General features: G+C 54.7%; 25 protein-coding genes and 1 pseudogene. 14 read left to right on the forward strand and 12 right to left on the reverse strand.

Translation table 11 applies throughout. The features are described from left to right. Nucleotides 1–11: 11 nt before the first annotated feature. Nucleotides 12–485: a hypothetical protein gene (locus tag ACR3ES_RS24320; RefSeq protein ID WP_170437479.1), complete on the reverse strand. Its 474-nt coding sequence runs from the start codon at nt 483–485 to the stop codon at nt 12–14. Nucleotides 486–656: 171 nt separating this feature from the next. Here ACR3ES_RS24320 and ACR3ES_RS24325 point away from each other — a divergent pair, with 171 nt between their 5' ends. Next, nucleotides 657–971 carry a hypothetical protein gene (locus ACR3ES_RS24325; RefSeq protein ID WP_170437481.1) on the forward strand — a complete coding sequence of 105 codons (315 nt, stop codon included), beginning with the start codon at nt 657–659 and terminating at the stop codon, nt 969–971. 19 nt (nt 972–990) lie between these two features. On the opposite strand, the gene ACR3ES_RS24330 is transcribed toward ACR3ES_RS24325, so the two are convergent. Further along, on the reverse strand, nt 991–2652 hold the full coding sequence (locus tag ACR3ES_RS24330; RefSeq protein WP_170437483.1) for an ATP-binding protein: 1662 nt from the start codon (nt 2650–2652) through the stop codon (nt 991–993). Between the two features lie 185 nt (nt 2653–2837). Here ACR3ES_RS24330 and ACR3ES_RS24335 point away from each other — a divergent pair, with 185 nt between their 5' ends. Further along, entirely contained in the window at nt 2838–3116 is a 279-nt protein-coding gene (locus ACR3ES_RS24335; RefSeq protein ID WP_170437485.1) for a hypothetical protein, read from the forward strand. A gap of 170 nt (nt 3117–3286) precedes the next feature. On the opposite strand, the gene ACR3ES_RS24340 is transcribed toward ACR3ES_RS24335, so the two are convergent. From ACR3ES_RS24340 to ACR3ES_RS24355, 4 genes are all read right to left on the reverse strand, one after another. Then, nucleotides 3287–3871 (reverse strand): hypothetical protein, encoded by a 585-nt coding sequence (locus ACR3ES_RS24340; protein WP_170437487.1) that lies wholly within the window; start codon nt 3869–3871, stop codon nt 3287–3289. Between the two features lie 259 nt (nt 3872–4130). Then, nucleotides 4131–4328 carry a type 1 periplasmic-binding domain-containing protein gene (locus tag ACR3ES_RS24345; protein ID WP_170437489.1) on the reverse strand — a complete coding sequence of 66 codons (198 nt, stop codon included), beginning with the start codon at nt 4326–4328 and terminating at the stop codon, nt 4131–4133. A 138-nt stretch (nt 4329–4466) separates the two neighbouring features. Next, nucleotides 4467–5381 carry an ArdC-like ssDNA-binding domain-containing protein gene (locus ACR3ES_RS24350; protein WP_170437491.1) on the reverse strand — a complete coding sequence of 305 codons (915 nt, stop codon included), beginning with the start codon at nt 5379–5381 and terminating at the stop codon, nt 4467–4469. A gap of 998 nt (nt 5382–6379) precedes the next feature. After that, nucleotides 6380–7731, reverse strand: a protein-coding gene (locus tag ACR3ES_RS24355; RefSeq protein WP_480425624.1) for an IS3 family transposase whose coding sequence is annotated in 2 segments (ribosomal slippage) — nt 6380–7395 and nt 7395–7731 — 1353 coding nt in all. Because the reading frame shifts where the segments join, the coding sequence is not laid out codon by codon here. A 74-nt stretch (nt 7732–7805) separates the two neighbouring features. On the opposite strand from ACR3ES_RS24355, the pseudogene ACR3ES_RS24360 reads away from it, so the two are divergent. After that, nucleotides 7806–8087 (forward strand): annotated as a pseudogene (locus ACR3ES_RS24360) (IS110 family transposase); the annotation flags it as partial. Nucleotides 8088–8264: 177 nt separating this feature from the next. Here the strand turns inward: ACR3ES_RS24360 and ACR3ES_RS24365 are convergent. From ACR3ES_RS24365 to ACR3ES_RS24375, 3 genes are read right to left on the reverse strand one after another with little or no spacing between them, the layout of a single operon-like run. Next, the gene (locus ACR3ES_RS24365; protein WP_480424840.1) at nt 8265–8627 is read right to left on the reverse strand and encodes a hypothetical protein; all 363 of its coding nucleotides are present in this window, start codon (nt 8625–8627) and stop codon (nt 8265–8267) included. Next, on the reverse strand, nt 8546–9238 hold the full coding sequence (locus ACR3ES_RS24370) for an AAA family ATPase (RefSeq protein WP_480424838.1): 693 nt from the start codon (nt 9236–9238) through the stop codon (nt 8546–8548). Before ACR3ES_RS24370 ends, ACR3ES_RS24365 begins: the two co-directional genes overlap by 82 nt. Further along, nucleotides 9238–9699 (reverse strand): hypothetical protein, encoded by a 462-nt coding sequence (locus ACR3ES_RS24375; RefSeq protein WP_480424837.1) that lies wholly within the window; start codon nt 9697–9699, stop codon nt 9238–9240. The genes ACR3ES_RS24370 and ACR3ES_RS24375 overlap by 1 nt, the downstream gene beginning before the upstream one ends. Here ACR3ES_RS24375 and ACR3ES_RS24380 point away from each other — a divergent pair. The 9 genes from ACR3ES_RS24380 (at nt 9688) to ACR3ES_RS24420 (ending at nt 13216) form a co-directional block, all read left to right on the forward strand. Continuing rightward, a complete protein-coding gene (locus ACR3ES_RS24380; protein ID WP_480424835.1) occupies nt 9688–9954 on the forward strand; it encodes an integrase core domain-containing protein in 267 nt (88 codons plus the stop codon). The genes ACR3ES_RS24375 and ACR3ES_RS24380 overlap by 12 nt on opposite strands. A gap of 2 nt (nt 9955–9956) precedes the next feature. Then, entirely contained in the window at nt 9957–10238 is a 282-nt protein-coding gene (locus ACR3ES_RS24385; protein WP_480634793.1) for a hypothetical protein, read from the forward strand. Nucleotides 10239–10470: 232 nt separating this feature from the next. Next, nucleotides 10471–10737 (forward strand): hypothetical protein, encoded by a 267-nt coding sequence (locus tag ACR3ES_RS24390; protein ID WP_480425623.1) that lies wholly within the window; start codon nt 10471–10473, stop codon nt 10735–10737. After that, nucleotides 10734–11282 carry a hypothetical protein gene (locus ACR3ES_RS24395; protein WP_480425621.1) on the forward strand — a complete coding sequence of 183 codons (549 nt, stop codon included), beginning with the start codon at nt 10734–10736 and terminating at the stop codon, nt 11280–11282. Before ACR3ES_RS24390 ends, ACR3ES_RS24395 begins: the two co-directional genes overlap by 4 nt. A 212-nt stretch (nt 11283–11494) precedes the next feature. Continuing rightward, nucleotides 11495–11821: a hypothetical protein gene (locus ACR3ES_RS24400; protein ID WP_480426258.1), complete on the forward strand. Its 327-nt coding sequence runs from the start codon at nt 11495–11497 to the stop codon at nt 11819–11821. Between the two features lie 163 nt (nt 11822–11984). Next, nucleotides 11985–12311, forward strand: a complete 327-nt coding sequence (locus tag ACR3ES_RS24405; RefSeq protein ID WP_480425795.1) for a hypothetical protein — start codon at nt 11985–11987, stop codon at nt 12309–12311. Between the two features lie 59 nt (nt 12312–12370). After that, nucleotides 12371–12658 carry a hypothetical protein gene (locus ACR3ES_RS24410; protein WP_480425616.1) on the forward strand — a complete coding sequence of 96 codons (288 nt, stop codon included), beginning with the start codon at nt 12371–12373 and terminating at the stop codon, nt 12656–12658. Continuing rightward, complete coding sequence (locus tag ACR3ES_RS24415; RefSeq protein WP_480425615.1) at nt 12651–12968, forward strand: hypothetical protein; 318 nt, start codon at nt 12651–12653, stop codon at nt 12966–12968. Before ACR3ES_RS24410 ends, ACR3ES_RS24415 begins: the two co-directional genes overlap by 8 nt. Nucleotides 12969–12976: 8 nt before the next feature. Further along, nucleotides 12977–13216, forward strand: a complete 240-nt coding sequence (locus ACR3ES_RS24420) for a hypothetical protein (protein WP_480425613.1) — start codon at nt 12977–12979, stop codon at nt 13214–13216. A gap of 163 nt (nt 13217–13379) precedes the next feature. On the opposite strand, the gene ACR3ES_RS24425 is transcribed toward ACR3ES_RS24420, so the two are convergent. The 3 genes from ACR3ES_RS24425 to ACR3ES_RS24435 are packed head-to-tail and all read right to left on the reverse strand — an operon-like array spanning nt 13380 to nt 14814. Then, nucleotides 13380–13742, reverse strand: coding sequence for a hypothetical protein (locus ACR3ES_RS24425; RefSeq protein ID WP_480424840.1), 363 nt, complete (start codon nt 13740–13742; stop codon nt 13380–13382). Beyond that, nucleotides 13661–14353, reverse strand: coding sequence for an AAA family ATPase (locus ACR3ES_RS24430; protein ID WP_480424838.1), 693 nt, complete (start codon nt 14351–14353; stop codon nt 13661–13663). The genes ACR3ES_RS24425 and ACR3ES_RS24430 overlap by 82 nt, the downstream gene beginning before the upstream one ends. Continuing rightward, nucleotides 14353–14814 (reverse strand): hypothetical protein, encoded by a 462-nt coding sequence (locus ACR3ES_RS24435; protein WP_480424837.1) that lies wholly within the window; start codon nt 14812–14814, stop codon nt 14353–14355. The genes ACR3ES_RS24430 and ACR3ES_RS24435 overlap by 1 nt, the downstream gene beginning before the upstream one ends. Here ACR3ES_RS24435 and ACR3ES_RS24440 point away from each other — a divergent pair. Together ACR3ES_RS24440 and ACR3ES_RS24445 are read left to right on the forward strand one after the other, a co-directional pair. Further along, nucleotides 14803–15069 (forward strand): integrase core domain-containing protein, encoded by a 267-nt coding sequence (locus ACR3ES_RS24440; RefSeq protein ID WP_480424835.1) that lies wholly within the window; start codon nt 14803–14805, stop codon nt 15067–15069. The two genes, ACR3ES_RS24435 and ACR3ES_RS24440, sit on opposite strands and share 12 nt — an antisense overlap. Nucleotides 15070–15071: 2 nt before the next feature. Next, nucleotides 15072–15425, forward strand: a complete 354-nt coding sequence (locus ACR3ES_RS24445) for a hypothetical protein (RefSeq protein ID WP_480424834.1) — start codon at nt 15072–15074, stop codon at nt 15423–15425. Nucleotides 15426–15667 lie beyond the last annotated feature (242 nt).

Here is a 15667-nt window from a genome sequence, read left to right on the forward strand (position 1 = left end):
GCCGCGACGATTCATGCGCTTCGGAACAAGGCCACCGCTTCATCCAGTGGCAGGGTGTTCAAAATCCGGATGCCGGGGTGCTGTGCCTGGAGCTTTTCAACAATCCGCTCAGCCTGGCCACGGTGTTTGATCTCATAAACGCCGGGCTTGTCGGGATAGATCAAAAGAACCTTGGTCTTTATCGCCCGCTTGTAGTCCCTGGTGTATTGCCATGTTTCCAGAAGACTGCCGAAGTGATGCTCAAGATCTGTTTCGTACTCTTTGTCGGAAAACTCGGGCAGCGACCATTTGGGCAGGTTGGTGCGGCACCATTCATCCGCCCTTGCAAAGGCCGCTGTGTCTCCCTGGAAGCGGTCCGGGCCGCCCCGGCCTTCGTTGGAAACCTCGCCGATCTTCTTACCGTCAACATAGAGACTGGCGCGGTAGCAATTGGTTTCCTCAGATGCGAAGGCCGCATGTTTGATATTCTTCAGTTCGATTTGCATTGGCAGGTTCTCTCTGGTTTTCTCATTGCCCCCTGATTGGGACAAACCAAATGAAGCAAACTCTTGCTTTGATACACCACATGGTGTGTCAGCCCTGAATACAACCACAATATCATTGATTTTGAGCCCCATTTGTTCTACTCTGAAGACACGCTGCCAAAGGGGAATTCGATGACTGTATCTGCCACGTCCGAAGTTCTTACCAACCTGCCTGCAACACCACGCCAGATCGCCTATGCGCGCCGGATTGCCACGAGCAGGAATATCGTATTGCCCTGGGATGCCCAGCAGGATCGCCGGGCACTGAGCCGCTGGATCGATGCACAGCTGCAGGAGCCCGCGACTGCGTGGGATAACCGACCAAGCTCTAAGCAGGTGGCATTTGCCGAACGCATCGCCCGGATCAAGCGCAGCGCCGTCCCCGACGAGTGCTTTCGCGATCGCAACCTGATGTCCCGCTGGATCGACTCCAACAAGCCAAGGTAGTGCGGTCAAAGATTCTGGATCAAAAACTGCGCGTCGCCGGACCTGGAACATCCATGCGATCTATCGATACCTCTCGGTCTTTGATCGAGATGGTTGCTTCACAGCCCTTTGGCAGGCGCCATGCAACCTCTCTCTGGATAACCCGGGCGATCATTTTCATGTCGGCCGCCATTGACGACACCAGCAGCGTGTATGCAAGATCCTCCGCCTCGTCATTGAACCATTGGCATTGCTGATCGTATGAACCGGCCTCGACATCATCAGACGGAGAAAACAATGCCGCCGCAAGGAAATTGGTCAATTCAGACGGAGTTATGTCGGATGACGCGGTGACGTGCACCTGGGCCCCATCGAGTGAGGCGTAGTCTTCGCTCAAAACAAGCACATCCGTCTCCAGGCAAAGCTCTTTGTGGCGATCACTGACTTCTATCACCACGGCCAGCACATCCGGCCGTTCAGAGAACGCGAAGAGTTCTTCTTCGGGCGAGACTTCATACCATTGGCCCTCGAGGACAGCGCCATACCCTTTCAGTTTGAAACGCAGCATCTCGTCATACCATTCATAGCCAACAAAACCCGAAACAGGCTCATAAACCGAATCCATCTCCGGGCTCTGTTCGACTGCCCGTGCCACGTTTTGTTCTTCAACGGATCCTTCCGCCTCAATGTATAGGTAACCATTGTGGTGAACCTGTTCCGGATCCGCTTTGTAACTCTGGCAATCATCGGCCTGGCCCGGGCTGAACGGCCGCAGAAGCTTAATGGCCTCTGGAAGATCAACCCCCAACTCTTGGCCAATAGAATAGTCACAGTAGTTCAGGCTGTGAGCGCCTGCCTTCTGGACCAGTTGGTAGTAGATCTTTGAAATTCGCGCTTGCAACTGCTCCAGAAGTTCAGTCTGCACAACTTCCTTGCGCGCCGGCAGAACCAGCTTCAGATCTGAACACCGAACTACGTCGATCCGGGCGTGGTAGCAGCGATGGAACTGCTGAGAAAGTGAAGGCAATGGAACGTGCAATGTCACGCCATGGAAATTCGCATTGTGCGCAAGGTGACGATGCGCGGGCGCGGCCATGCGATAGACGCCGATGCGAATACCATTCCACTCCTCAACATGCTCTGCATTCGCAAGAAAGTCCTCGCGATCAAGAGCATTGCCGTCAAAAAAGACATCTAGCGGGTAGTATCTGGCTGCGCGTTCAACGGCACTGGCAACGTACTCGTCTTTTTGCTGCGGGAACACGATTGTCATGCCGCGATGGCCTGATGGACCCGGTTCAGCGGTTATCAAAGCCTTGCCGGAAAACGCCTCCGAATTCGCGTCAACAATCCAAGAATGATCAGTACCTCGCTTTTGCACGATGATCCGCGCGCCCCTGTTTGCGAGAGCAAAGAACCCCATTCCTGCAGCGTCTTCATTTGCTTTGGTGTTGGCATCCCATGCACTTCTGCCGAGCGAAAAGAGAGTTTCGGGATCGTCGACGCCAGGACCGTCATCCGCCACACGGATTGCCGCTCCGAGGCCCTGGTCACTTACTCGATCAATATGGACTTTTGTCGCGCCGCTGCAGCGGGCATTCTGAAGAAGCTCATTCAGAATATCGGTCAGAGAAGCGTTGAACAATCGACTCACCTTGCTGATTGCGTCGTCGTCGACATGGGCGTGAAATTGAAAGACCATCGGGTTTTCCTTTCCTGATTAAGTATGGAACACCCAATCGAAAGCTCTCTCTTCCTCTGCTTGGCCCAAGCCTGTCACGGGGAGCAGCGGCAGGTTTCTTCCGACATTGAAATGCGGGTCTTGAATTGCTTCTTCCCGGGTTTGTATTCAGCGATCAAAACAGGAATAGGAGCGGAAAACCTGATATGACCAACTGGCCCGAAACCATCCCGCATGACCTGCATATCGCACTTGAAGCCGCCCGGACGGACAACTGGCAGATAGCGTTTCGTCGCTGGTCCAAAGGTCACGGCCTGAAGCTCAAGATCCAGTGGTATCGCGGGCTGCACGTGAACATGTCAGAGCTGCATGAACGGCGCGCGGATGCGACACCACAAGACCACTGGGTGGTGCTGAGGGACTGGCTATGCCGCCACGACGTCCCAGTTTCAAAGTATCTTGCGGAGTTTTCGCAACCGGAGTGATAGAACGGAGCTAATCCCCAACGGAAAACAACGGGAAGGAAAAGGTGTGAGGCCATATGTCCCGTTTTCGGGCGACAGACGGTGTATTTCCTTCCCGTCAATTCCTTTGTATCATAGTGCCGGGCGAGGCTTAAACTGCCTGCAAGCCTTCGAATAAGTAGGTCAGTCTTTCAGGGTGTCTCCGCGTTTTGGTCTTCATCGAGTGGTGCGTAGGGATTTCGTTGTTCACTACCGGAGTAGTCCGAGAACTCAACGAATGCTTCACGCAGTTCGGACAGCGGGTGGTTGTCAAAATCATCGTCGCGCCGATCTGCCTCGTCGATGGTGTCATCGAGCTGATCGTGGATCGCCATGGTCAGATCGTCTGCAATCTCAGTGAACTCGTTAACCGGCCAGAGTCCTATTCCTATACGTTTGGGATAATAGCCAACCTCGGTATCACCGGCGACAAAGCCCTTGCCGGTTTCGATGGCGATCTGCCGCGCGATCCTGACCGCCTCCAAAGGCGTGACTGTATCATGGATAGCTGTGGCCATATACGCCATATGTATCGGCACACCCTCGCTTCTTTCGTAGGAACGGCCATAGATACCCCAGAACTGAACCTCCCCGGCTTCGCATTGGACCACGCAGCCTTCACTCTCATGGTTCCGGCAGGCGACCAGCTCGAACCATTCAAACCGGTCCAGCGTGTCACCATCTCGTAGATTGTTGAACCGCTTATGCGCAGTGATTTTGGGTTTTGAATGTGTCATGGTGCTGTCGCCTTTCTTGGTTGAGTCATCAGATTCACCAAAAAAAGAAGCCCCACTCCTGTTTCGAGCGGGGCCTCCGTGAGTGGACCTGATGATCACCTCCAGCAAGAATAGACAACTGTGTCGCAGTTACTCAGAGCCTCTTTGGCCCAGTCACAGAATTCGAGATCCTGTTGCGCATATTCCGCCACGGCCTCATCCTGAAACTGATGCCCGTAAAAGAAGCCGTCCTCTGACACAGGGAGACTGCCTTTAACGATCAACGACCGGAGGGCTTCGATGTTCTCGATATCGAGTGGTAGTGCAGCACAATCAAGTTCGTGGGCGGGTTGCCCTGCCTTTTTTCGAAGAGTGCTTCAGCCCATGCCTGAAATTTCGAATGCTTGCGCCACACGAAGACTGCAGTGAAATACGATTTGTCTTCAGGCATGACGCCTGCGTATTGGTCCAGTCCCATTGCTGTGCTCCTTGTGTCTCGATCCATCCATCGGGATCACAAGAGACTCAGCCTGCTTTTGCTCTTGCCTCTGGTCGCTGACGCGACCTGTTGTGCCTGGTGTCACGCTGGAGCGGCTCCAAGAAGCCGTTAGGTGGCTCAGGCCGCCTCACGTGAGGTTGTCTCGGGCAGCTCCCCCGCCCTTGCAAACATCCAGTCCGTCGCAGCCTGCGCCATCGTCGCAACTTTGAAGACGACACTGTTGCTCTCGGACAAGGCATCAATCCAGCTTTGGATGTAACTTGCGTTTTGAGAGAGATCCGCCTGGATGCCCAGTCGTGCGCAGACCGTGGCACCGGTGAGTTCGGCATAGATCTCTTCGAGCGCCCGCTTCGACCTTTGAGTCTTTCCATCGAACGTCAGCCCAAGGCGTTTATCCGGAACGAGGCCGTGGGCACATTCGTGGGCAAGAGTATCGTACATTCCCTCGACAGAAAGAAAGGTTTCGACGCGTGGCATGTGAATGACATCCCGAACGATGTGGTAGTAGGCCCGTGGATCTGCCGAGTATTCGACGGGGATTCCGAGGCGCGAGAACCAGGCATCGATGACAGGGTCGCTCTTCGTGCCAAACACTCTGGGCTTGGCGGGCTGCTCATACCACTGCGCATCGAGCCCATCTATCTGACAGGTGTTGAACACGCGGTATGCCCGCGCGTAACGGCGCGTCGAGGGTCCATCAGTTTCACCGGAAACTGGATCCGTTTCTTCGTCTTTTTGGATCGTGCCGAACTTGACCACGGTGGTGGCTTTCTCACCCTTGCGAACCTGTCCGCCCAATTCCTGGGCTTGTCGGTAGGTCATCCAGGAGCGGCAGGTGTATCCGCATCGCTGGGCCGCAATCAAAAGCATCAGGACATTGATGCCGCGGTACCGCTCACCCGTGACACGCAGTGGGAAGGACAGCCCTGCCCCGCCACTCCATGGTTGGCGCCACGGCAGTACTCCCGCCTGCAGTTCCTTCATGATCGTGTCTGTCACATGCTGGTAGATGTTGAATTTCGACTTGCCCATAACGTCCTCCTGGGTCTTTGGTGAAAATCACCATGACCAGAAGCGTTCTTTGGCTTTTCGGGTGTGACGGGGGTGAACATGCTAAACGGAACACTGTTGCGCAGCATTGCCAACCATGGCCTGTGGCTCGAATGCCGCTCTTGCAGGCATTCGACAACCTTGCCGGTAAAAACACTGCTGGAACATGTCCCGGCCAGTACCACCATTGGCGATGTTCTCCCGAGGCTGAAATGCAGTAAATGCGCCAGCCAACTCATCGGAGAGTTTCGGATTGTTTCTCCGGATGTCTCGACATCACACGAGAAATGAGAACTCTGCCAGAACAGCTCTGACACAAGGATCTTGGTAGGCTGTGGTTTGCAAACTTGTTGAACGTCACACAAACCTGACCCAACCGTCACAGTGTGACCAGGAGTGAGCAGATCGCTCTAGATCTGATGGCACACCTAGCCCGAATGTCCCATTGCAATGAAATTTGCATAGAGTTGCAGATCCGCATGATGACGGGAAGCGCTGAAGATCTGCAGTGAGCCGAGGCTGTGTGAAAACTCTGGCAGTCTGGCGAAATACGCCGAAAACACCCTCTATGTGCATTCTCTCGCACTTCTGGGAGAGCTTTTGCACAGGCGCTCAAAACGAGCGCGACGAGAGAGTTCGTGGGCCGGAGTTTTCACACACCCTCAGCCCTTTGCGGACCTCTTCTAGCACGACTGATGTCACCAGCGCAGCACGTCGAGAACCGCAGAAACCGGACGTTGGATTTCCCAGGCGGGAATGGTGAGAGAGCGGACAAACCTGCCGTTAGATTTTCGGCTCTCAATGACGGCTTTGCGCGTTTCGCGACTGCAGCGAGCAGCACCACGGGCGAAAAACGTTCCTTCGCTGCGGTTGTATTCTTAACTCGCCACATGCGTAAACGCAGACTGTCCGTTGTCAGGGATTTTGGGACAGATGGCTGCCTGAGCTAAGAGAGGATCTGGCGCATCTGGTTGGATTGATTATGCGACGGATTTGCGGTGAAGCAAGCGCCGGGTTTCGATGGTCTTCCGCTTAATCCTCTCTCGTTGTTTCAGGATGGTCTGACCGCGCCCGAAGTAGACATCGGCCGGGGTGAGGTTTTGCAGGCTTTCGTGGTAACGCCGGTTATTGTAGTGATCGACGAAAGCATCGATCTGCTGCTGGAGGTCACCGGGCAGATAGTAGTTTTCCAGCAAGATGCGGTTCTTCAAGGTCTGGTGCCAGCGCTCGATCTTGCCTTGGGTCTGCGGGTGATATGGCGCGCCTCGAACATGATCCATTCTCTGATCTTCCAGCCATTCGGCAAGCTCACCAGAGATGTAGCTGGACCCGTTGTCGCTGAGCAGGCGTGGTTTGTGCAGCACCGTTGCCTGATCACAGCCTGAGGCGCGCAAAGCGAGGTCCAGTGTGTCGGTCACATCCTCGGTCTTCATCGTCGTACAAAGCTTCCAGGCGATGATGTATCGGCTGTAATCGTCCAGGATCGTGCTGAGATAGAACCATCCCCAGCCGATCACCTTCAGATAGGTAAAGTCCGTCTGCCAGAGCTGGTTCGGCCGTGTCGTCTTGTCGTGGAACTCATCTTCTGCTGACAAAACCACATAGGCCGGGCTGGTGATCAGATCGTAAGACTTGAGGATGCGGTAGACCGAAGCCTCTGACACAAAGTACTTTTCTGTGTCGGTGAAGCGAACAGCCAACTCACGCGGGGAAAGCTCACTTTCCTTCAGAGCCAGATCTTTGATCTTCTCGCGCACTGGCGTGGGAATGCGGTTCCAGACCCGTGACGGCGTGGGTCTACGATCTTCAAGCGCCTCGGGGCCGCCGACGAGATATCGGTCGTACCAGCGATAGAAGGTGGTCTTCGGAATGCCCAGCTTCTCCAAAGTGCGCTTGGTCGGGAGATGCGAACCTTCGACGAGGCGGATGACTTCCAGTTTTTCGGATGCGGGATAACTCATTCGTCGTCGTCCCCATCCGCGACCATGCTTTTTTTGAGCAACCGCAGTTCAAGAGCCTGTTCGGCAACCACTTCCTTCAGATCACGGGCTTCCCATCTCAGATCCTTCACTTCGGTGGAAGTTGCCGCGCGGGCCGTGTCGCCTGCCAGACGTTTCTTGCCGGCTTCCAGGAATTCCTTGGACCAGCTGTAGTAGAGGCTCTGCGCGATGCCTTCACGGCGGCAGAGCTCTGCAATGCTGTCCTCGCCTTTTAGGCCGTCCAGCACGATCCTGATCTTCTCTTCTGCGGAGTACTGTTTGCGGGTCGCACGGCGAATGTCCTTTACGACCTTCTCACCGTGGCTCTGCTTGGTTCCGGGTTTCTTTCTCATCTTATGGAATGGACGCCCCTTGCACCGATGCCGATAGTTTTCGGCAGACGTATCAAGCAGAAGGAGTTCACAGAATGCAGTTACTTGCGATTGATTTAGGCAAACAGTCGTTTCACATCCACGGAATCACCAATGAGGGCGAGGTAATCTCGAAGAAGGTGACCAGATCAAAACTCGCCGCTGCCGTTCAGGAGTATTCCCCGGAAACAGTCGCCATGGAGGCTTGTGCCAGCGCTCATCACTGGGGCAGACAGTTTGAGGCGCAAGGCTATGCCGTGCGCCTCGTTCATCCGCGGTTCGTAATGCCGTTTGTCAAAGGCTCCAAGAACGACGCTGTTGATGCCGAGGCGATCTATGTGTAGCGGCTTGAGATCATAATCCGTTGGGCGCGAGATCATCGCTGTTTCTGGCTCAGATTATTTGAGACTATAATTCGATTTGGGACCACTTTATTTGAGAACGGGCTCAGAATAATTGAGACGGGCTCACATTTCTGAGACTGGGATCGGTGGGGTGAGACCATCCACATGACCTCATAGCGACAACCCCGCCATCCGCATTCGCTCTGCCAATTCGCGGGTCCGCGCGGGTTCAAGCTGCCCGCTCAGGAAGCGTTTGATCTCGGCAGGTTTGGACTGGAACTGATCCGCCAATACCTTCACAGAATAGCCCTGCCGGGTGAGACGTGGCTCCAAGTCATCAAAGTCGGGGGCCAGGGTGGCCGACACAATATCCGGCGTGATTGGTTTCTGGCCGATGCGGAACCCGGCCTCCAATGCCCGGTTTAAATATTCGGCAAACTGTAAGGGTGTGGTCAGGCGCTCTGCCAGTAGGTCCAGCGCCGCCGGTTCGATAATCTCGTCAAGTGGAGCGTCGTCCTCGGTACACTGGTCCAAAAGCCAGTCGAGATAGGTTCGGGACTCTTCCCCAATCCTTCGAAGGGCAGGATATCAGTGCGATGCCCGATCTCTTCCATCGTTGGGCGGCGAAGGTCGTTTCGCAGCTTCGGATGGCCGACCAGAATAACGGACAGATTGCCTCCGCCGCGCGCGATCACTTCCATCAGGCGTTTCAGCCCGATCAATGTCTTTCCATACAGATCATGGGCCTCATCGACAAACAGCGCCACGGGCTTTCCGGAGCGGGCTACCAGCTTCTGAAGTTCTCGTTCCCTCTTTTCACCTTGGGTTGGAATCTTTGGTTCTTTCTCTCGTGAGAGATCGTAGAACAGGGCTGAGATTAGCGTCGGAACGGTCGTGCGGGCTTTGTCCACCGACAGGCTTTCGGCGACAGTGACCTTCTTTTCGCGCGCAATTTCATCTTGCAACCGGTGCAGGAACACAGTCTTGCCGATGCCAACTGGGCCTGTCACAGCGATCAGGCGTCCGGTTCCAATGCCCGCCCGGACGGTGTGGGTGATCTGACGATGGTTCTCGGTCTCATAGAATCCGGCAGCTCGCCAGTCCTTGATCAGCCCATATCGCGCCATGATCTCGGCATTCAGCATTACTCGCTCTCCTCTTCAGCGGCCGGTCGCTTAGGCGAGAACCGGGCAGTTATTCCTTGTTTGATTTCCGTCTTGTCGAGCGTGCGGTCGACAAGATCATTCACGAACGACAGATCCTCGTCTGTCAGGCGGGCCAGCGGCTTGTGCAGCAAATCCGAGACCCCGCGCAGCGCATCCAATCGGCTGCTATAGGTGAACTCTCCATAGGGATCCGGATCGACAAAGGCCTGGCTGGCGAACGGCAGTACGTCTGCGGCTTTGGCCAGGCTTGAATCCAACCCGGCAAGCGCCGATCTGGGCACCGAGATCTTCTGCGCAAGATCTCCGATCCTGTCGGCCCGTGCCTGTGTTTGTGTTTTCTTGGGCTTGCGATAGCGATGCAGCGGGATAGGCCCACCTGTCGGGCGGTAGGGGCCAAAGCGCTTGTCGTTCCACTCAACGAACAGCTCGTGATCAAACACCTGCAGACCTGGTTAAGAAAGGTGGGCATTAAGCCGATCCAAATCTACCCGGGATCACCTTGGGAGAATGGATACAACGAGCGCTTCAATGGCACTCTGCGCCGGGAAGTCCTCAACGCAGAATGGTTCCACACCACCAAACAGGCTCAGATCGTCATCAATACCTGGCTTAGACAGTACAATCGTGTCAGACCCCATCAGGCTCTAAACATGCGACCGCCCGTTCCAGAAACCTTGCTCAAAACTGGCCCATAGAATTGGGGCTGGACAAAGTTACTGCTCTCTTTACCGATGTACAACTGGAAGCTGACGGCACTGGTTGGCTTTGGCTTTATACGATGATTCCTTCTGAAGAAGTTGAGGAAGAAAGGCACTCTGATACCGGAATTTTTCTAACTCAACGATTTATGCCAGTGTGCACAAAACCAGAGAATTTTCTCACCCGGAAGTTCGTTGAATTTGATGACGGAACTAAGGGCGAGGAACTGGCCTTCAACTTCCTAGATTTAAGCCGCCCAGAAAGATTTTTGGATATCTAGACACCAATATTCTAGGAATTTCCAACTGGTTTATTGATAATCAAGAAGTGAAAAAATTTCTTGCAGAGTAATACGAGCCGACGGGGTGAGCGTTGTCGCTGTGACGGCGTCGGATGGTCTCACCCCACCGATCCCAGTCTCAGCAATGTGAGCCCGTCTCAATTATTCTGAGTCCAGTCGCAAATAATGTGATCCCAAATCGATTTACAGTCTCAAATAATCTGAGCCAGAAATGCCGATAATCTCGCGCCCAACGGATTATGATCTCAAGCCACTACACATAGCCGCGTATTCTTCTAATGAAGCAGCCGCACTGCGCCATGCATGGAACTGTGCGCCATACCCCGCCGATCCGGTCTACCTGCTGGGTTTTCTTCATAGGTATTCCATTGGGCGCTTCACCCTTGATACCTTGCCCTTTGATCTCGTTCCGTCAGATCCGCATGGCCACCGTAAGCACCAATCCGAAATATCCGTTCTAAAAGGTCCGATGACATGACTGCAAAATCCACGGCACTTTCAAGGAAGGCCACGCGCATCTGGAAATCGGCCCAGCTCTATGTTGGGTTTCACCGCGACCAGAAGGGCAAGAAACGCGACTCCGCCAAGGTTTGGCCGCCGAAGAACGCAAATGTTACGATCCACCCAAACCCGGCCGAGCAAGAGGCTTTTGTTGTTCTGAAATCAAGCGGCAACAGTTTGTCGGGCGATGTTCAGGTCAAGTTCCGGTCTGACAAGATCATCGCGCGGCGGGACACCGATGACGGTTGGCTGGGTGTGCAGATCGAGCCGATGGCCGTTGTGGTACAGATCGCAGACGGGACGCGGATCAAGGTTTGGTATGATGGCTCTGTGACACGCGCGACGGCAGAGGATCGCACCACAATCGAACTTGATGGATCCGTATTCAAGCGTACCGAGTTCGCGCAGGCCTACATGTCTGGGGACGGTACAGAAATGGGTACCGAAACCGCCACGCACTATGCTTCGATCACAGATAGCGGAGTGCAATCCTCGCTCGACGATGACTGGCAGCCGGAGTGAAGGATTTTGGCGGAGTCAGTGTTGCAACCAAGTAGAAATGTCACCGGGTTTGCAAAGCAGAAGTGTCACCACAGAGCGCGACGGAAGCAAGGCTTAGCAGCCCGGCGACCTCAGATATCGCAGGGCTGAAAAGCCTTGCGGGGGTCAGCGGAAGGCTTTGGTCTTTCGGCTATGCCTCGACAAGTGACCAATGATTGGTTTGAGTGCACCGTGTGAATGATCTTTCCGCTACTCTGCTTCTTACCTATTCGGTAACAACGGTCCTGAAGCTGCTTTTGATATGGTTTTTGCTGAAAATGCTCGACCGTTTCACGAACGCGGGACTTGTTGTTTTGTTTGGTTTGTCGGTTTGTCTGTATCACGCGCAGGCAATTTATCGCGGCAAGTTACTATGTGACGATCCGCGTGGCTGGGTCGACTTTCCGGATCTTCCCGCGGCTGTGAACTGGGTTATCTCAGCACGCGATTGCCCCGCACCTATTGGTCAACCCTTTGATTGGGTATTTTTAACATCACCGGTCCGATCTCGATTGCTGTGACTGTACTGCTGGTTCTACGACCTCTATCTCGATCGCGGATCTGAATGTCCCTACGACCCCTCTGTCACTGAGCGCATTCTCACTGTTTTTGAACCCATCGAATACTGAAACCCGACCGGAGCGGAAGCCCCGTGAACCAACAGGGTACGACAGGAGACAACCAATGGCATTCCAAAACGACACCAACAAAGGCAGCGTTGAAAAGATGGTGGTCAGGCTGCGGCGCATCGCGAAATCCGCCGCCTCTAACAGCGCCGATACTGATGCAATGGCAGACATGTTGCGCCCCCTTACCGACGAACTGGCCAAGATGGGCGTTCTGACAGGCGCGGATCAGATGACAGAACCGCAGCCGCCCGAGGTCGCTGCCCTGACAGCTGGTCAACGCGCTGCACTTGTCCTCGCCGATCAGGCATCGCTGAGAGAACTGATGGCTTCGCTCATCGGGCGTCTTGATGCACATGCCGACGCGTTAAAGGAAGCGCCCTGACCGCCCCGGCACTCACCGCAGTCTTACCACCATTCCATACGATTGAAGTGGAGGCACTTATGCAAGTCACCATATTGGATCGCGCCCTGCAGCGCCGCCTTTGGGGCAACGGCTATCAAAGTATCACGCAGATTATCAAAACCGTTGAGATCACCAATACCTGTCCCTTCTGTGGCAAGCCTAGAGGGAAACCGGTGTTTCGACGCTACTGCGAGGATGGTGAGTGGTACGAAATCCAGACATGGGAGAACCCTTGTGGCCATGTCGATATGTACGACGCCGTGATCGAAGAAGCCCGCCAGCTCAAGCTTTCGCAAACCGCTACGAACGGAGGCGATCATGACTGACTTAGCGCCAGGCGACCGCAGCCGCGCCGATCCCATGGGGTGTGGCGTGGATCCGGTCGCGTACGAAAACGACACCCTGCGCGCTCCCACCGATGGCGGTGCTGCACATTGCAAGGGCTTCCTGCTCGAGGACAATCCTTTTCAGAGTGGTCGGGTTGACGACCGTTTGGCCGCAGACTGGGTTCGGGACTGGGAGGCTCGCCATCGGTTCGCGCTCGACAACGGGATGCATGCAGAAGTCGGGCGAGTGGCCTGTCTTCAGCATCTCCGCAATAGTCGCACCCGCTGGCAGGGAGGGATCGAGCCATGAGGTTCAAGATGTGGCCCCGTTTTGCCTTCGAAGACACACCCCGCAAGCGTGCCGCCTTGCGCCGCAAACAGCAGAAGGAACGCGAGGCTTTTCCATTGCTGGCCAATCAGATCGCAGAGCAGCAACCCAGTGAAGATGAGGTTATGTTCAAACGCGCAGTGGATTGGGAACGGCAAGAGAAACGCAGCCGGAAACAACGTGCCGATAAATGGCGTGAGGCAAGGTGTCTCATAGCTGTAGCGGCTTGAGATCATAATCCGTTGGGCGCGAGATCATCGCTGTTTCTGGCTCAGATTATTTGAGACTATAATTCGATTTGGGACCACTTTATTTGAGAACGGGCTCAGAATAATTGAGACGGGCTCACATTTCTGAGACTGGGATCGGTGGGGTGAGACCATCCACATGACCTCATAGCGACAACCCCGCCATCCGCATTCGCTCTGCCAATTCGCGGGTCCGCGCGGGTTCAAGCTGCCCGCTCAGGAAGCGTTTGATCTCGGCAGGTTTGGACTGGAACTGATCCGCCAATACCTTCACAGAATAGCCCTGCCGGGTGAGACGTGGCTCCAAGTCATCAAAGTCGGGGGCCAGGGTGGCCGACACAATATCCGGCGTGATTGGTTTCTGGCCGATGCGGAACCCGGCCTCCAATGCCCGGTTTAAATATTCGGCAAACTGTAAGGGTGTGGTCAGGCGCTCTGCCAGTAGGTCCAGCGCCGCCGGTTCGATAATCTCGTCAAGTGGAGCGTCGTCCTCGGTACACTGGTCCAAAAGCCAGTCGAGATAGGTTCGGGACTCTTCCCCAATCCTTCGAAGGGCAGGATATCAGTGCGATGCCCGATCTCTTCCATCGTTGGGCGGCGAAGGTCGTTTCGCAGCTTCGGATGGCCGACCAGAATAACGGACAGATTGCCTCCGCCGCGCGCGATCACTTCCATCAGGCGTTTCAGCCCGATCAATGTCTTTCCATACAGATCATGGGCCTCATCGACAAACAGCGCCACGGGCTTTCCGGAGCGGGCTACCAGCTTCTGAAGTTCTCGTTCCCTCTTTTCACCTTGGGTTGGAATCTTTGGTTCTTTCTCTCGTGAGAGATCGTAGAACAGGGCTGAGATTAGCGTCGGAACGGTCGTGCGGGCTTTGTCCACCGACAGGCTTTCGGCGACAGTGACCTTCTTTTCGCGCGCAATTTCATCTTGCAACCGGTGCAGGAACACAGTCTTGCCGATGCCAACTGGGCCTGTCACAGCGATCAGGCGTCCGGTTCCAATGCCCGCCCGGACGGTGTGGGTGATCTGACGATGGTTCTCGGTCTCATAGAATCCGGCAGCTCGCCAGTCCTTGATCAGCCCATATCGCGCCATGATCTCGGCATTCAGCATTACTCGCTCTCCTCTTCAGCGGCCGGTCGCTTAGGCGAGAACCGGGCAGTTATTCCTTGTTTGATTTCCGTCTTGTCGAGCGTGCGGTCGACAAGATCATTCACGAACGACAGATCCTCGTCTGTCAGGCGGGCCAGCGGCTTGTGCAGCAAATCCGAGACCCCGCGCAGCGCATCCAATCGGCTGCTATAGGTGAACTCTCCATAGGGATCCGGATCGACAAAGGCCTGGCTGGCGAACGGCAGTACGTCTGCGGCTTTGGCCAGGCTTGAATCCAACCCGGCAAGCGCCGATCTGGGCACCGAGATCTTCTGCGCAAGATCTCCGATCCTGTCGGCCCGTGCCTGTGTTTGTGTTTTCTTGGGCTTGCGATAGCGATGCAGCGGGATAGGCCCACCTGTCGGGCGGTAGGGGCCAAAGCGCTTGTCGTTCCACTCAACGAACAGCTCGTGATCAAACACCTGCAGACCTGGTTAAGAAAGGTGGGCATTAAGCCGATCCAAATCTACCCGGGATCACCTTGGGAGAATGGATACAACGAGCGCTTCAATGGCACTCTGCGCCGGGAAGTCCTCAACGCAGAATGGTTCCACACCACCAAACAGGCTCAGATCGTCATCAATACCTGGCTTAGACAGTACAATCGTGTCAGACCCCATCAGGCTCTAAACATGCGACCGCCCGTTCCAGAAACCTTGCTCAAAACTGGCCCATAGAATTGGGGCTGGACAAAGTTACTGCTCTCTTTACCGATGTACAACTGGAAGCTGACGGCACTGGTTGGCTTTGGCTTTATACGATGATTCCTTCTGAAGAAGTTGAGGAAGAAAGGCACTCTGATACCGGAATTTTTCTAACTCAACGATTTATGCCAGTGTGCACAAAACCAGAGAATTTTCTCACCCGGAAGTTCGTCGAATTTGATGACGGAACTAAGGGCGAGGAACTGGCCTTCTACTTCCTAGATTTAAGCCGCCCAGAAAGATTTTTTGGATATCTAGACACCAATATTCTAGGAATTTCCAACTGGTTTATTGATAATCAAGAAGTGAAAAAATTTCTTGCAGAGTAATACGAGCCGACGGGGTGAGCGTTGTCGCTGTGACGGCGTCGGATGGTCTCACCCCACCGATCCCAGTCTCAGCAATGTGAGCCCGTCTCAATTATTCTGAGTCCAGTCGCAAATAATGTGATCCCAAATCGATTTACAGTCTCAAATAATCTGAGCCAGAAATGCCGATAATCTCGCGCCCAACGGATTATGATCTCAAGCCACTACACATAGGGCGTCACCAGAGGGCAGTACGGCTGTGT

The sequence above is a fragment of the Ruegeria sp. B1 genome (genome assembly GCF_056535885.1).